This window comes from Fluviirhizobium alvei (assembly GCF_030551875.1).
Taxonomy (GTDB): Bacteria; Pseudomonadota; Alphaproteobacteria; order Rhizobiales; family Rhizobiaceae; genus Rhizobium_E; species Rhizobium_E alvei.
Genome location: NZ_JAUOZU010000001.1, coordinates 204,471 through 219,328, shown reverse-complemented (window position 1 = coordinate 219,328; position 14,858 = coordinate 204,471). Strand labels below are relative to the sequence as shown.

The window sequence follows — 14,858 nt, the reverse complement described above, 5'->3', positions numbered from 1 at the left end:
GCCGCATGGGGTTCGGTCAGTATCCTTCCTCGAGCACGCGCGCGAGCATATCGGCAAAATAATCCGCGCCCGCCCGTGACAGGCAGAGCGGCGGCTTGATCTTCAACACATTCAGGTAATCGCCGGTCGGCTGCATGATGACACCGAGATCGAGCAGCCGGTCGCAGATCCGCGCCGTCTCGATCGTGGCCGGCTCCAGCGTCTGGCGGTCGCGCACGAATTCGAGGCCGAGATAGAGCCCCATACCATGCACCGCACCGACAATTGCAAAGCGCTGGCCGAGCGCTTCAAGTCGGCTGCGCAAATGATCGCCGATATCGCGGGCATTGTCCTGCAGCCGCTCGTCCCGCATGATATCGAGCACGGTCTGGCCGACGACACAGGAGACCGGTGAACCGCCCGCCGACGAGAAGAAGTAGCCTTCCTTTTCCAGGCTGTCGGCAATGGCACGGCTGGTGATGACCGCGCCGAGCGGATGGCCATTGCCCATGCCCTTGGCAATGGTGATGATGTCGGGTGTCACGCCCTGCTCGTCGAAGCCCCAGAAATAGTGGCCGAGGCGGCCATAGCCGACCTGCACCTCGTCGGCGATCGTCACGCCGCCGCGTTCGCGAACCATGCGATAGACTTCCTTGAGATAGCCCTTGGGCAGCGGAATGCCGCCGGAATTGCCATAGACGCTTTCGCAGATGAAACCGGCGAGCCCCTCTTCCTTCGCATCGATGGCGGCGAGCGCCTTTTCCGCAGCGGCAATATAGCCCGCAGCCGAATCCGGTCCACGAAACGGCCCGCGGAACGTGTTGGGCGAGGTGATTGCATGTACCCAGGACGGCCGCGTGGTCAGCGCCTGCGGATTGTCGGCAATCGAAGTCGAGACAGCATCGGAGGCGACTGTCCAGCCGTGATAGGCTTCGAGAAGGCAGAGCATGTTGCGGGCGCCCGAATGGGCCCAGGCCAGTCTCAGCGCCAAGTCATTGGCTTCCGAGCCCGAATTGACCAGGAAGACCGTATCGAGACCCTCCGGCGCGAGATCGGCGAGCCGCTTGGAGAATTCGGCAACACCGGCATAGTGGAAGCGCGAATTGGTGTTGAGCAGCGACCATTGCCGCCCGACCGCTTCTGCCAGCCTCGGATGACCATGCCCGAGAATGGTGACGTTGTTGACCATATCGAGATAGGTACGGCCATCGACATCGTACATTTCCTCGCGGAAACCGCGCTCGATCTGCGGCGGCCTGCGATAATAGTTCTTCTGCGGCTTGGCGAAATGCGCCTGGCGACTGGCCAGCAGTGCTTCGCTCTCGCTCGCCGGCGCATTGCAATCAAAGCCGAGGATGGTCGCTGGCGATGGGCAGAGCGTGGACCAGGCTTCAAACTGGTGCGGCTTGACGAAGTGCAGCGGATCGATTGCCGGATCGCGGCAAAGCTGAACCGTAACGAGCCCTGTCTCGCCGACCCGGCCGATCTCTACACCGGCCTCCAATCGGCTGCCGGCGGCGTGACCGGACGTGACACCTTCGAGCCAGAGCGCCAGATCGCCGCCGACCAACCGCAGTCCCTTCGCCGTTGCTTCCAGCGCACCGGCGAAGGGAGCGGCGATGATCGAGGATTGCGGCAGTGCCAGTTCCACGAAGAGCGCGGTCGTGGCCGGAATATCGGGCGAAAGGCCCGCCGTTTCGGTGAGCCGGCGCTCGCCGTAGCGGGTGGCAGCCATACCGGTTTCCGCAACGGCATCGCGCAGGATGGCCCTCGCCTGCCCCTCGGTTCGCCAGTTGCCGTTCTTCAACGCCGGCGACAGCGTATCGAGCCGGGCGATCGCGATCCTCGCCGGATCAATTTCGGGAAACAGCCGATGGTCGGCGGTCACAACAGCTGCCTCCGCTTCCATGCCGGCAGCAGCAAGGATGGCCGCTTGCATGACCGCAATCGGCGTTGCGCTCGCAACCTCAAAGATCACCCGCTCATGGTCGATATTGCCGAGCACATAAGCATGATCCGGTTCGAGCGACAGCTGCAGTTCGCTGGAGGCAACGAGAACCGCGGCACGCTGGACGATTAGCGGCCAGAGCGCCTTGAGTTCGGATACCGTCAGCGGATGCACGGCGTGGAATGCCTTGACCGCCGGCAGGATGAAGAAGGGATCGCCGCCGGAATGGTGCAGGAGGGCGGCGCAGGTAACGGCAAGATCGGCCACCAGCCAGCCATTCATCAGATCGCCGAAATCGATGATGCCGACCGGTATCGGCACCCCTTCGGCATCGAGACGGGCGACGACATTGTCGTCGGTAATGTCATGATGGATCGGCTGGATGCGGAGACCATCGAGGTGGGGCGCCACAGCCTTGCTGGCCAATTCGAGGGCTTTGGCGATCCTGCCCCGCGTCTCGGCCGATGCGATGCCCGGCAAGAGATGCGCGGCCACCTTGTCGGCATGGCGAAGATCCCATTGCAGATGTCGGTCGAGACCGGGATGGCGAAAATCCTCGAGGCCTCGTGCCACGCGCGCGCAGGCCGCGCCGAGGGCTGCGACGGTTGCTTCGGGCAGGAATCTGCGCCGGGTCAGCGGTTCTCCCTCCAGATAGCCGAGGAGACGGACATGGCAGCTCTGGCCGTTGACGATGGTGGTTTCGATTTCGGCGCCGGCATGCGTCTTTCCGACGGTCGGTACCTGGAGTGAACCGATCCGCCCCGCCAGCCGAACCATGGCCGCATTCTGCGCTTCGAGTTCCGCCCGGTCATATTCGGCGCGGCAGATCTTGAGAACGAAGCGACCGCGGCCACACTCGATCAGAAAGTTGCGATCCTGCTGGCTACCGAGTTCGCGGATATCGCCTTCGATCCCATAGAGATCACGGGCCAGACGTTGGGCATCTTCGATCGCGATATCGGGACGCGGCAGTTCGGCACGGCTGAGCGCGGCATGATCGGACATTCTTTTGCTATCTCCTCGGCGACCGAATGGGTTCGGCAGCAATTAATCCGAGAGAGGCCGCAAATTCAACTGATGGCGATGAAGGATCGTCGCTTTGCCTTGAAAGCGCCCGTGGCTTTCTCTAAAGCTCGTGGCATCGCCACCCGCCGGTTCGCTCCATGGTCAAGTCGCAACCTAAAAAACACGGCGGCCTGTTCTTCTGGCTGGTCTTTATCCTCATCACCGCGGGTATCGGTGCGACGGTCCTGCTCGCCAACAATCATCGCAACCTCGATCTTCTGCTGGTCTGGACCGGTCTGGCGCCCGAACGGCAGATGGTCATCCCAAAACCGGGCAGCATCAAATCCTTCAAGGGCAAACGGCTGGGTTCGGTTGCCGTCATGCTGCCCGGCGGCATGTTCGCCGAATTCATCGATACCTGGCAGGGCACATTCGTCCGCTATAGCGACATTTCCGGCAAGGATCTCTGCGATGATTTCCGAGCCTTCGGCATTGAAACCACCCAATGGGGTCCGGGCAGCTTTGCCCGCAAGATTTTCGAATGTTCCTATGAGACGAGCCTTGCCAATGCCGCAAACCCGGATTCCCCGTCCACCTTCTTTCTGATGATCAAGGGACCGGAGAATGGCCCCTTTCAGTCCGTGCGTTTCAAGATCGCGATCAGCGACGCTGCGCAGAAGCAGACATTGACGCGGCTGGCGCAGATCGTCATCGCCCGCCTGTCCGAAACCACCGGCTGGCGCGAACTCGGCGACCAGGGTGTGCAGGTGGGGGCCCTCAAGCCTTTCGATGCCGAGAATTTCGGCTATGTCGTTCATTTCACGAGAGAATTCTCGGGCGACAGCTACAATTTCATCATCCGCCAGGACAAGCGCAACGCGATCGAGAACCGCACACGCGGCTATTTCGATCGATCGACCTTCTTCCCGTTGCCATCGGAATTTCGCGACGCTGGCCGTTGACGCGAAAAAAGCAGACGCGACCTTGAATACATAGTTACATCACTATATATACGACCTGTGCCACCGAGAAGGGCGCAGGTCGGCTCCTCAAACACCGACCAGAAGAACAGACTGGAGACGACATGACCGAGTTCACACCGTTCCTATCCCTTGCAGGAGGCGCCTTGATCGGGCTGGCTGCCACATTGCTGATGGCATTCCACGGACGCATTGCCGGCATGACCGGCATTCTCGCCGGCGCCTTACCTCCCTTTGCCGCCGATTGGGGCTGGCGCGTCGCCTTCCTTGCCGGTGCGATCCTGTCGCCTCTCGTCTATCAAAGCCTCACGCATGCCATTGCGATTTCGGTTCCGCTGACGCCAACGGCCCTCATCATCGGCGGACTGATCGTCGGCGTTGGCGTGACGCTTGGATCGGGCTGCACCTCCGGCCACGGCGTGTGCGGCATTGCCCGGCTTTCGCCACGTTCGGCGATTGCGACCCTGACCTTCATGGCGACGGCAATCATTACCGTCTTCGTCATCCGGCATGTGATCTGAGGAGGCGACAATGAAATATGTTTCCGCTCTCCTGATCGGTGCCGTCTTCGGTCTCGGCATCGCGATTTCCGGCATGGCGAACCCGGCGAAAGTGTTGAACTTCTTCGATCTCGCCGGCACCTGGGACCCGAGCCTCGCCTTCGTGATGATCGGCGCGCTGGCTGTTGCCATGCCCGGTTACGCGCTGGTGTTCCGCAACCGGCAAAAACCGACATTTGAGGCCGCGTTCGACGTGCCGAAGAACCGTTCTGTCGATCGTCGGCTCCTTGGTGGGTCGGCACTCTTCGGCATCGGCTGGGGCATTGCCGGCTTCTGCCCCGGTGGCGCCATTCCCGCACTCGGCCTGCTTGACCAGGAAACTGCCCTGTTCCTCATCGCCATGACCGCAGGCATCGTGGCAACCCGATACGTCTTGCGCGCCCAGCGCGCCGCAACCGCCAACCTCTAGCGAATGGAGATTGAAATGACGCTGCCCTTCACACCCGATACGACCGTCAAACCGGAGGTCTTCTCCTTCTTCGACAAGGCGACCAACACGATCTCCTACATCGTGAAGGACCCTGCCTCGAGCGCTTGCGCCGTGATCGACAGCGTCATGGATATCGATTATGCGGCGGGCCGCATTTCCTACGAAAGCTCCGACCAACTGATCGCCTTCATCACCGAAAAGGGCTGGACGCTCGAATGGATTCTCGAGACCCATGTCCATGCCGACCACCTTTCGGGTGCGCCCTATATCCAGGGCAAACTCGGCGGCAAGATCGGCATCGGCGACAAGATCACCGTCGTGCAGGATACGTTCGGCAAGGTCTTCAACGAAGGTACCGAATTCCAGCGAGACGGTTCGCAGTTCGACCGCCTGTTCGTTGATGGCGATACGCTTTCGATCGGCGGACTGACGGCCTATGCCATTCATACGCCGGGTCATACGCCGGCCTGCATGACCTATGTGATCGGCGATGCCGCCTTCGTCGGCGATACGCTGTTCATGCCGGATGCCGGCTCCGCACGCGCCGACTTCCCCGGTGGCGATGCGCGCACGCTCTATCGTTCCTCGCGCCGCGTGCTGGAACTGCCGGACAAAACCCGGCTTTTCATGTGCCACGACTATGGTGCCGACGGAAAGCGCGAAGTCCATTGGGAAACCACCGTCGGCGAAGAGCGCCTTCACAACATCCATCTCAAGGATGGCACGAGCGAAGACGAATTCGTGCGCATGCGCGAAGCCCGCGATGCGACGCTGGCCATGCCGCGGCTGATCATCCCGTCGCTGCAGGTCAATATGCGCGCCGGCCAGATCCCGACCGACAAGAGCGGCCGTCCCATGCTCAAGGTCCCCGTCAACGCGCTCTGAGCGTTGCTGGTGCCAAATCAAAGGATGAATTGAATGTTTGATTTCCTGTTCAAGAAAAGGAGCCCCAGGAAAATGTCTGCCCGCCCCATCGACAATTCCTATCACGTCACCGGCCAGATCAACCCGGAATCGGTCGCCTCCATCAAGGATGCCGGCTATTCGATGATCATCTGCATGCGCCCGGACAATGAAGGCTTCGGCCAGCCGGCCTTTGCCGAAATCAAGGCCCAGGCCGATGCCGCCGGCATTCCGGCCCACTATCTGCCGGTCGTCCCCGGTAGCCAGCCGATGCCGCAGGCCGCCGAACTGAAGAAGCTGCTCAAGGGCACGTCCGGTCCGGTTCTCGCCTACTGCGCCTCCGGCAATCGTTGTGCCATGGTCTACCAGCTGTCCCAGCAGGTCGGCTGATCGACTGATCACTCCCCCGCCGGTGCTGGCATCGGCGGGTTTCATTCTGGACCGGATCATGACAGTGCTTTCAACCACGGGCCTCGCCCGCTATTTTCCGGTTCTCGACTGGGGCCGGCGCTACAATCGCCGGCTTCTGACGAGCGACATGATTGCGGCCGTGATCGGCACGCTGATGCTGATCCCGCAATCGCTCGCCTATGCGCTTCTGGCCGGCATGCCGCCGGAAACCGGGCTCTATGCCTCGATCCTGCCCCTGCTGATCTACGCGATCTTCGGCACGTCGGGCCCGCTTGCGGTTGGTCCCGTCGCCGTGGTCTCGCTGATGACGGCGAGTGCGGCCGGCCAGATGGCGGCAACCGGCGGCATGGACCATGTTTCGGCGGCGATTGCGCTTGCCTTCCTGTCCGGCATCTTTCTGGTCGCGGTCGGCATCTTCCGGCTCGGTTTCCTCGCCAATTTTCTCTCCCATCCCGTCACTTCCGGGTTCGTCAGCGCCTCGGGCATCCTGATCGCCGCCGGACAGGTGAAATATCTGCTCGGGATCAAGGCCTCCGGTGACACGTTTCTTGGGATCGTGGAATCGCTCCTTGCCCATATCGGCGAGACCAGCCTGGTGACCTTGGCAATCGGCGCATCCGCGACGATCTTCCTGCAATGGGCGCGCAAGGGCCTGAAGCCGGCACTGGTCAGGCTTGGCATCGCAACCGGTCTGGCAGGCAATCTCGCACGCGCGGCGCCGGTTGTTGCCATGGGGCTGACGACGCTGCTGGCCTGGGGGCTCGATCTCGAGAAGATGGGGGTCTGGCTAGTGGGCACTGTTCCGCAGGGATTGCCCGTCTTCGCCCTGCCCGCTTTCGACCTCGCCCATTGGCTCGATCTCGTTCGCCCGGCCATCCTGATCTCGATCATCGGTTTCGTCAGTTCGGTATCGGTGGCCCAGACGCTCGCCGCCAAGAAGCGCGAAAAGGTGGTTCCCGACCAGGAACTGATCGCACTTGGTGCCGCCAACATCGCATCATCCATCTCGGGTGCCTTTCCGGTGACCGGCGGCTTTGCCCGCTCCGTCGTCTATTACGATGCCGGCGCCGAAACCCCGGCTTCCGGCGCCTTCACCGCACTCGGTATTGCGCTCGCAACGCTGACACTGACGCCGCTTCTCTACTACCTGCCGCAGGCGACGCTGGCGGCGACCATCATCGTTTCGGTGATCACGCTCATCGATTTCTCGGTGCTGAAGAAGGCCTGGTCCTATTCCATTGCCGATTTTGCCGCCGTGACGCTGACGATCGTCGCGACCTTGGTTCTGGGTGTGGAAATCGGCATACTCGCCGGCGTCACCCTTTCCATTCTCCTGCATCTCTACAAGGGATCACGCCCGCATATGGCGGTGGTTGGACGTGTGCCCGGCACCGAGCATTACCGCAATGTGCTGCGCCACAAGGTGGAAACCTATCCGGAGATCCTGACGCTCAGGGTCGATGACAGTCTCTATTTTGCCAATGCCCGCCATCTCGAAGAAAGCCTGAGCGAGATGGTGGCGGACCGGCCGGAAGTAAAGGATGTCATTCTTCTCTGCTCGGCCGTCAATGAAATCGACCTCAGCGCGCTGGAATCGCTTGAGGAGATCAATCGGCGCCTCAAGGATGCCGGCGTTCGTCTGCATCTGTCCGAAGTGAAGGGTCCGGTGATGGATCGGCTGGAGAAATGCAGTTTTCTCAAGGAGATGACCGGCCAGGTCTTTCTGACCCAGCATCAGGCGATCGCCAGCATCCGCGGCGTCGAGAAGGACGCTCCCGATCGGTCGAGAGCCGAGGAGGCACCGATCGAATGGTATATATGACGGCCTGAAACGGGACAAAGCGACGGCGGTAAGGTTTTGTTCACTCCATTTCAGGAATGCTCCGTGGAATTTGCATTTGTTAGGGCTCGGTTGCGCAAATCTCGTCCATGATCGGTCATCGACTCGCTTTCGACCGGTAACCCATGCTGGATTTGAAAACCGCCTACCTGTTCTCGGCCTATGTGAACCTTTTCATAGCGGCGACAGTCACCATTGGCTGGTTGCGCAGCCCGAAGAAGCGTTCGATTCGCCACTGGGCCATGTCCAGCTGGTTGAAGATGATGGCCAGTTTTGTCTCCGCACTCGGCATCTTCGGCTTGCCCTATATGGCGCCGGACCTCGGCGGGCTGTTCTTCCTCGCCTCGACCGCTTTCATGTTCATGGGTTTTGTGGATTTCTACGGTTTGCGCAACGGTCGTGGCTCAAGCCTGGCCGTCAGTGCCGTCACCATCGGTCTTTATGGCCTTTGTCGCATCACCGGTATCGTGCCGACGGGAGGGACCGCGCTCCTGCTCCTTGGTGCATCCATCAATCTCGGCATGACCTCCCGCGTGATCCGGAATGGAATGGCCGGAGAGAAGCTGCCTTCGCGCAAACTGGCCTCGTTCTTCCTCGCCTGCTATGCCGCGGCCTGCATCACCGTCATCCCGTTTGCGCTCTTGAACCCGGCGGGATCAGCCCAACGCCTGATCGACGCCTGGTGGCTGCAGGCCAGCCTCGTGCCCCTGATGCTGTCGAACATGGCCGCTTACCTGATGATGCTGGTGCTCAATCTCGAGCGCGCCACGGAAGCGCAGCGGAAGCTTGCCAACTACGACGCGCTCACCGGCATCCTCAACCGTCGCGCCTTTCTGGAAGCGGCGGAAAGCAAGGTCGCAGGCGGCGGTGCCGTCGCGGTCATCGATCTCGACCATTTCAAGCGCATCAATGACACGTTCGGCCATCTCGGCGGCGACCAGGCGCTCGTGCATTTTACGGCGCTCGGCAACGCGATCCTGCCGGGTGATGCCATTTTCGGTCGCCTGGGCGGCGAGGAATTCGGCCTCTTCCTGCCGGGCTTCGATCGCGATGCGGCGCAGGCGGTCCTCGAAGAGCTGCGGAAGCGTGTCGAAGCAACGGAGATCGATGTCGCTGGCGCCCGACTGACCTTCACCTTCTCCTGCGGCTTCATCATTGCCGACAATCCTGAACGCGACCTCGATGCCTGGATCGCCGATGCCGATTGCGCGCTCTATGCCATCAAGAATACCAGCCGCAACCGCGTGATGCCTTTCGAGCCGGCTGCGCTTTTGCGCAATCACGCACTTCTGGCCAAACTGAAGGCACGCGACGATTCCGATCCCATTGAAGCGCAATCGGCCTGATCGGGCCGAAACCGCGCATCAAATCCTCTCCGAGGCGCAATTTCTTGGCGCCGCCCCTTTCATTTTTCGAAAAAAGCCCATACACCACGCAGCCATGAACAGGGTGCAGTCGAGCATATCCCTTCGAATTACAGGCCCGGCCTTCCGCGCGATCTAAACGCTTGCGGAGGGTCCGGGTTTTCGCGCTTGATAGCGCACTTTCCACACTGAGACAGTTCCCTGACGCGTCCTCGACGAGCGCGCAAGCAATGGCCGGATCATGACCGACACGACTGACAAGAACGACTATTCCTCGACCCTCTACCTGCCGCAGACGGATTTTCCGATGCGCGCCGGCCTGCCCCAGAAGGAGCCGGAAATCGCGGCCCGCTGGAAGGAAATGGGCCTCTACAAGAAGCTGCGTGCCTCAGCGAGCGGCCGCACCAAGTTCGTCCTGCATGACGGCCCTCCCTATGCCAACGGCAACATCCATATCGGGCATGCGCTCAACAAGGTACTGAAGGACACGATCACCCGCTCGTTCCAGATGCGCGGACGCGATGCCAACTACGTGCCGGGCTGGGATTGCCACGGCCTGCCGATCGAATGGAAGATCGAGGAAGCCTATCGCGCCAAGGGCAAGGACAAGAACGAGGTTCCGGTCAACGAATTCCGCAAGGAATGCCGTGATTTCGCGCAGAACTGGATCAACATCCAGTCCGACGAATTCCGCCGCCTCGGCATCGAGGGCGATTTCGACCATCCCTACACGACCATGAACTATCATTCCGAGGCCCGGATTGCCGGCGAGCTTCTGAAGATTGCCATGAGCGGCCAGCTCTATCGCGGTTCGAAGCCGATCATGTGGTCGGTCGTCGAGCGCACCGCGCTCGCCGAAGCGGAAGTTGAATATCACGAGGTCGAAAGCGACACGATCTGGGTGAAGTTCCCGGTACGGTCTGTTGTACTCGATAGCGATCAGCAAACTGATCTCGGCACAGCCTCCATCGTCATCTGGACGACCACGCCCTGGACCATTCCGGGCAACCGGGCGATCTCCTATTCGTCGCGGATCGAATATGGTCTCTACGAAGTCACTGCAGCGGCCAATGATTTCGGCCCGCAGCCGGGCGAGAAGCTGATCTTTGCCGACAAGCTCGCGGCAGACCCTTTCGCCAAGGCCAAGCTCGAATTCAAGCGCCTGCGTGCTGTTTCGGCGGATGAGCTTGGCGCCATCACCTGCGCCCATCCGCTGGCTGATCTCGGCTACAGTTTCGCCGTGCCGATGCTCGATGGCGACCATGTGACCGACGATGCCGGTACCGGTTTCGTGCACACAGCGCCCGGTCACGGCCGCGAAGACTTTGATGCCTGGATGGCGAAGGCCCGCGAACTGGAAGCCCGCGGCATCTCGTCGAAGATCCCCTTCACCGTCGGCGATGATGGTTTCTATACGGACGAAGCCCCGGGTTTCGGCCCCTCGGCCGAAGGTGGCGCAGCCCGCGTCATGGATGACAATGGCAAGAAGGGCGATGCCAACAAGCGCGTTATCGATGCGCTGATCGCCGCAAACAACCTCTTCGCCCGCGGCCGCATCAAGCATGACTATCCGCATTCCTGGCGCTCCAAGAAGCCCGTGATCTTCCGCAACACGCCGCAATGGTTCGTCTATATGGACAAGGACCTCGGCGATGGTTCGACGCTGCGCACGCGCGCGCTTTCGGCGATCGATGACACCCGCTTCGTGCCGGCCGGCGGCCAGAACCGCCTCCGCGCCATGATAGAACAGCGTCCGGACTGGGTGCTGTCGCGCCAGCGCGCCTGGGGCGTGCCGATCTGCGTCTTTGCCGACAAGGACGGCAATGTGCTGAAGGACGAGAAGGTCAACCAGCGCATTCTGGCTGCCTTCGAGGCCGAAGGCGCCGATGCCTGGTTTGCCGAAGGTGCCAAGGAGCGTTTCCTCGGCAACGAGCATGACGGCGACAAGTGGACCATGGTGACCGACATTCTCGATGTCTGGTTCGATTCCGGTTCGACGCATGCCTTCACGCTCGAAGACCGTCCGGACCTGAAATGGCCGGCCGATGTCTATCTCGAAGGGTCCGACCAGCATCGCGGCTGGTTCCATTCCTCTCTGCTCGAAAGCTGCGCCACGCGCGGCCGCGCGCCTTACGATGCCGTCATCACCCATGGTTTCACCATGGCCGAGGATGGCCGCAAGATGTCGAAGTCGCTCGGCAACCAGGTGTTCCCGCAGGATGTGATGAACCAGTCGGGCGCCGACATTCTGCGTCTGTGGGTGATGAACACCGACTACTGGGAAGACCAGCGCCTCGGCAAGACGATCATCCAGACCAACATCGACAACTACCGCAAGATCCGCAACACGATCCGCTGGATGCTCGGTACGCTGGCCCATGACAAGGGCGAGGACATCGCCTATGCCGATCTGCCGGAACTCGAGCGGCTGATGCTGCATCGCCTTGCCGAACTCGACCAGCTCGTGCGGACGGGGTACGACGATTTCGACTTCAAGAAGATCGCCCGCGCGCTCACCGATTTTGCCAATGTCGAGCTCTCGGCCTTCTATTTCGACATCCGCAAGGACACGCTCTATTGCGATGCGCCGTCGAGCCTGAAGCGGCGTTCGGCTCTCTTCGTCATCCGCAAGCTGTTCGATTGCATCGTTCTGTGGTTTGCGCCGATGATGCCCTTTACGACCGAAGAGGCCTGGCTGTCGCGCGATCCGAATGCGGAATCGGTCCATCTCGAGCAGTTCCCTTCCATCCCCGCCGAGTGGATGAACGAGGCGCTTGCGGAAAAGTGGAAGAAGGTGCGCGCCGTTCGCCGCGTCGTCACCGGCGCGCTCGAAATCGAACGCAAGGACAAGCGGATCGGCTCGTCTCTCGAAGCCGCACCGGAAGTCTTCATTGCTGATGCCGAGCTGATGGCAGCGCTGGACGGGCTGGATTTTGCAGAAATCTGCATCACGTCGGATATCATGCTGAAATCCGGCGAAGGTCCGGCCGATGCCTTCCGGGCTGACGACGGCGCCAAGGTCTCGGTTGTGCCGACGCTCGCCGAAGGCCGCAAATGCGCCCGCTCCTGGAAGATCACCAAGGATGTCGGGTCCGATCCGGACTATCCGGATGTCTCGGCCCGTGATGCCCAGGCGCTGCGCGAGCTGGCTGCCGCCAAGTAACCTGAGGGGCCGGGGTGGCGAACGCCCCGGCCTTTCTTGACAAAGGCCATGGACCGATACGCTTTTCGGCTCAAAACCTTTGATCGTCGCCGGAAAGAATTGCGCTTTCCAACTGTCTCCGGTAAAGCTGCCTGAAATTGGCCGAATTCACGCGCTATGGCGTGAAGATCGAAGACAGACTCGCGCGTTGTTGCGGGAAAGGTTTTAAAGGCATGGCAAGTGTGTTTCGCATGGCAGGCGGTGTGACGGGACTGGTAGCGGTGGCGACCCTTCTCTCCAGCTGCATGGGGCCGACCTACGGCACCGACAAATCGTCCGGCGAGCAGCTGATTACCGATCTTGGCGAGTCGTTTGCATTGTCTCCGGCCAAGCGGCCCGAGCCGATCGCCTACCAGCCGCGCGGCAGCCTCGTGAAGCCGGCCGACCCGACCGCTCTCGTTGCGCCGCAGAAAAGCCTGGCAAGCAAGGACAATCCGCAGTGGGTCGAAAGCCCTGAACAGGCGCGTGCGCGCCTGAAGGCGGAAGCCGACGAGAATGCCGACAATGGCAGCTATCGTTCGCCGCTGATGGTCGCCGTCACCGAAGGCAAGGCCCTGACGCCGGAAGAGCAGCAGAAGGCCTATCGCGAAGCGCGCGCCATTCAGGATGGCCGTTATTCCGACCGCCGCCGTTTCATGAGCGATCCGCCGCTGGAATATCGCAAGGTCGACGATCCGGCTGCGCTCCAGAACCTCGGCGAATCCGAAGCTGCCAAGGAAAAGAAGCGCATGAAGGATGCCGCTATCGCCGGCACCGGCAAGCAGTGGTGGCAGGTCTTCGACTGATGCGAATGCTTGATCGCGGCTTCCTCTCCGTCTTCGTCGCGATCCTTTATTTCTTCTGCCTTAACACGCCCGGCGCTCTTGCCGGGTCTCTTGCGGGCAAAACATACATCATCGAAATGTCGAGCTCACAAAGCGCGAGCGGCTACGCCGAATATCTCGTGCCGCCGATGGTGCGTGCTCTTGATGCCGCCGGGCTGAAATCCAAGAATGGACCGGGCGCGGATCTCGTCGTCAATCTTGTTACAAATTCCGATGTCGGACAGTGGATGAAGACCAAATCCGGTCGCGAATGGATCTATACGGTCCGCATCACTGCCGGCATCAGCCGCCCGTCCTATTCGATCCCCTATGAGGGTACGCCCGAATTCGGTGCCGAACTGACGCTGCTGACGCCGAACTCAGATCGCGAAGACGAGCTCGCCTGCATGATCCGTCTTGCCGTGGAAACAGCAATCGCACATTACAAGCCCGTCGGCCGCTACAAGGCATCGGGCCAACAATGCCTTCGCCAATAGATTGCATTAACTGAATTGAAAATAGTCAAGGGCTGTGGAAAACGTCGGATATTTTTATCTGACGCTAAAAAACGCAGCCGCGGTGAGTTTCTGTTAACTTTCTCTCTCCTATTGTCCCGACATGTTCAAACCGAGCAGGAAAACCGCGGTCAAAGCCAGCGTCGTCGCAGTCGCGTCTGCGGCAGCGTCCTGTTCGATCGTGCTCTTGATCGTGCCATTCCTAGGCGGTCAACCGGATGGTCCCGGTTTCTGGATGAGCGTTCTCTGCCCGATCCTCGTCGGTTGGCCGGCAAGTGCCTGGCAGTTCCACCAGAGCGAGCGGCTGGCGATCGCGCATCGCGAACTGCAGATCATGCATGAGACACTCGACCAGATGCATGTGCAGCTTTTGCGTTCGCATGCCGCTCTCGAACAGAAGTCGCGTTACGATTCGCTCACGGGTGCCCTCAACCGCGAGGCGTTCCTGACCATGCTCGAAGCGCAAAGCCGGCTCGACCGCAAGGGTGCGCTGCTTTTCATCGACGCCGACAATTTCAAGAAGATCAACGACAGTTTCGGGCACCAGACTGGCGACGAGGCTTTGGCCGGCATCGCCCGTGCCGTGCGCACCTCGCTGCATGACAGCGATTTCTGGGGCAGGATCGGCGGCGAGGAGTTCGCAGCCTTTCTCGATGGTGTCGGCGAAGCGGAATGCGAGTTCATCGCGGAATCGATCCGGCTGGGCGCTGCAGCACTCGATATCCGCAAGGATGGCGCGCGCGTTCCTGTTACGCTCAGCATCGGCGGGATCATGCTCAAAGGCGCCTTCAAGGTGAATGAAGCCGTCAGCGAAGCCGACCGGCGCCTCTATCGGGCCAAACGCAACGGACGCAATTGCGTTGTCATGCGGATTGAAGAACCCGACGCAGCCAAGGACGTCGCAGCTGCCTGAAATCA

12 protein-coding genes are annotated in these 14,858 nt (G+C 61.0%); 11 read left to right on the top strand and 1 reads right to left on the bottom strand.

What is annotated here, in order from left to right:
- Window positions 1–16: 16 nt before the first annotated feature.
- Window positions 17–2,932: an aminotransferase gene (locus Q4481_RS01005; protein WP_304374357.1), complete on the bottom strand. Its 2,916-nt coding sequence runs from the start codon at window positions 2,930–2,932 to the stop codon at window positions 17–19.
- A gap of 158 nt (window positions 2,933–3,090) precedes the next feature.
- Here Q4481_RS01005 and Q4481_RS01000 point away from each other — a divergent pair, with 158 nt between their 5' ends.
- The 11 genes from Q4481_RS01000 (at window position 3,091) to Q4481_RS00950 (ending at window position 14,853) form a co-directional block, all read left to right on the top strand.
- Entirely contained in the window at window positions 3,091–3,894 is an 804-nt protein-coding gene (locus tag Q4481_RS01000) for a DUF6030 family protein (RefSeq protein ID WP_304374355.1), read from the top strand.
- Between the two features lie 122 nt (window positions 3,895–4,016).
- Window positions 4,017–4,433, top strand: a complete 417-nt coding sequence (locus Q4481_RS00995; protein ID WP_304374354.1) for a YeeE/YedE family protein — start codon at window positions 4,017–4,019, stop codon at window positions 4,431–4,433.
- A 10-nt stretch (window positions 4,434–4,443) separates the two neighbouring features.
- Window positions 4,444–4,881 (top strand): YeeE/YedE family protein, encoded by a 438-nt coding sequence (locus tag Q4481_RS00990; protein WP_304374352.1) that lies wholly within the window; start codon window positions 4,444–4,446, stop codon window positions 4,879–4,881.
- Between the two features lie 15 nt (window positions 4,882–4,896).
- On the top strand, window positions 4,897–5,787 hold the full coding sequence (locus tag Q4481_RS00985) for an MBL fold metallo-hydrolase (protein WP_304374351.1): 891 nt from the start codon (window positions 4,897–4,899) through the stop codon (window positions 5,785–5,787).
- A gap of 72 nt (window positions 5,788–5,859) precedes the next feature.
- Window positions 5,860–6,195, top strand: coding sequence for a protein tyrosine phosphatase family protein (locus Q4481_RS00980; protein WP_304374349.1), 336 nt, complete (start codon window positions 5,860–5,862; stop codon window positions 6,193–6,195).
- Window positions 6,196–6,253: 58 nt separating this feature from the next.
- Window positions 6,254–8,038: a SulP family inorganic anion transporter gene (locus Q4481_RS00975; RefSeq protein WP_304374348.1), complete on the top strand. Its 1,785-nt coding sequence runs from the start codon at window positions 6,254–6,256 to the stop codon at window positions 8,036–8,038.
- A gap of 143 nt (window positions 8,039–8,181) precedes the next feature.
- Window positions 8,182–9,402 (top strand): GGDEF domain-containing protein, encoded by a 1,221-nt coding sequence (locus tag Q4481_RS00970; RefSeq protein WP_304374347.1) that lies wholly within the window; start codon window positions 8,182–8,184, stop codon window positions 9,400–9,402.
- A 259-nt stretch (window positions 9,403–9,661) separates the two neighbouring features.
- A complete protein-coding gene (gene ileS / locus Q4481_RS00965) occupies window positions 9,662–12,583 on the top strand; it encodes an isoleucine--tRNA ligase (RefSeq protein WP_304374346.1) in 2,922 nt (973 codons plus the stop codon).
- Between the two features lie 212 nt (window positions 12,584–12,795).
- Complete coding sequence (locus Q4481_RS00960; protein ID WP_304374345.1) at window positions 12,796–13,407, top strand: hypothetical protein; 612 nt, start codon at window positions 12,796–12,798, stop codon at window positions 13,405–13,407.
- Window positions 13,407–13,922 (top strand): hypothetical protein, encoded by a 516-nt coding sequence (locus Q4481_RS00955; protein WP_304374343.1) that lies wholly within the window; start codon window positions 13,407–13,409, stop codon window positions 13,920–13,922. The genes Q4481_RS00960 and Q4481_RS00955 overlap by 1 nt, the downstream gene beginning before the upstream one ends.
- A gap of 121 nt (window positions 13,923–14,043) precedes the next feature.
- Window positions 14,044–14,853 (top strand): GGDEF domain-containing protein, encoded by an 810-nt coding sequence (locus Q4481_RS00950; protein ID WP_304374342.1) that lies wholly within the window; start codon window positions 14,044–14,046, stop codon window positions 14,851–14,853.
- Window positions 14,854–14,858: the final 5 nt, after the last annotated feature.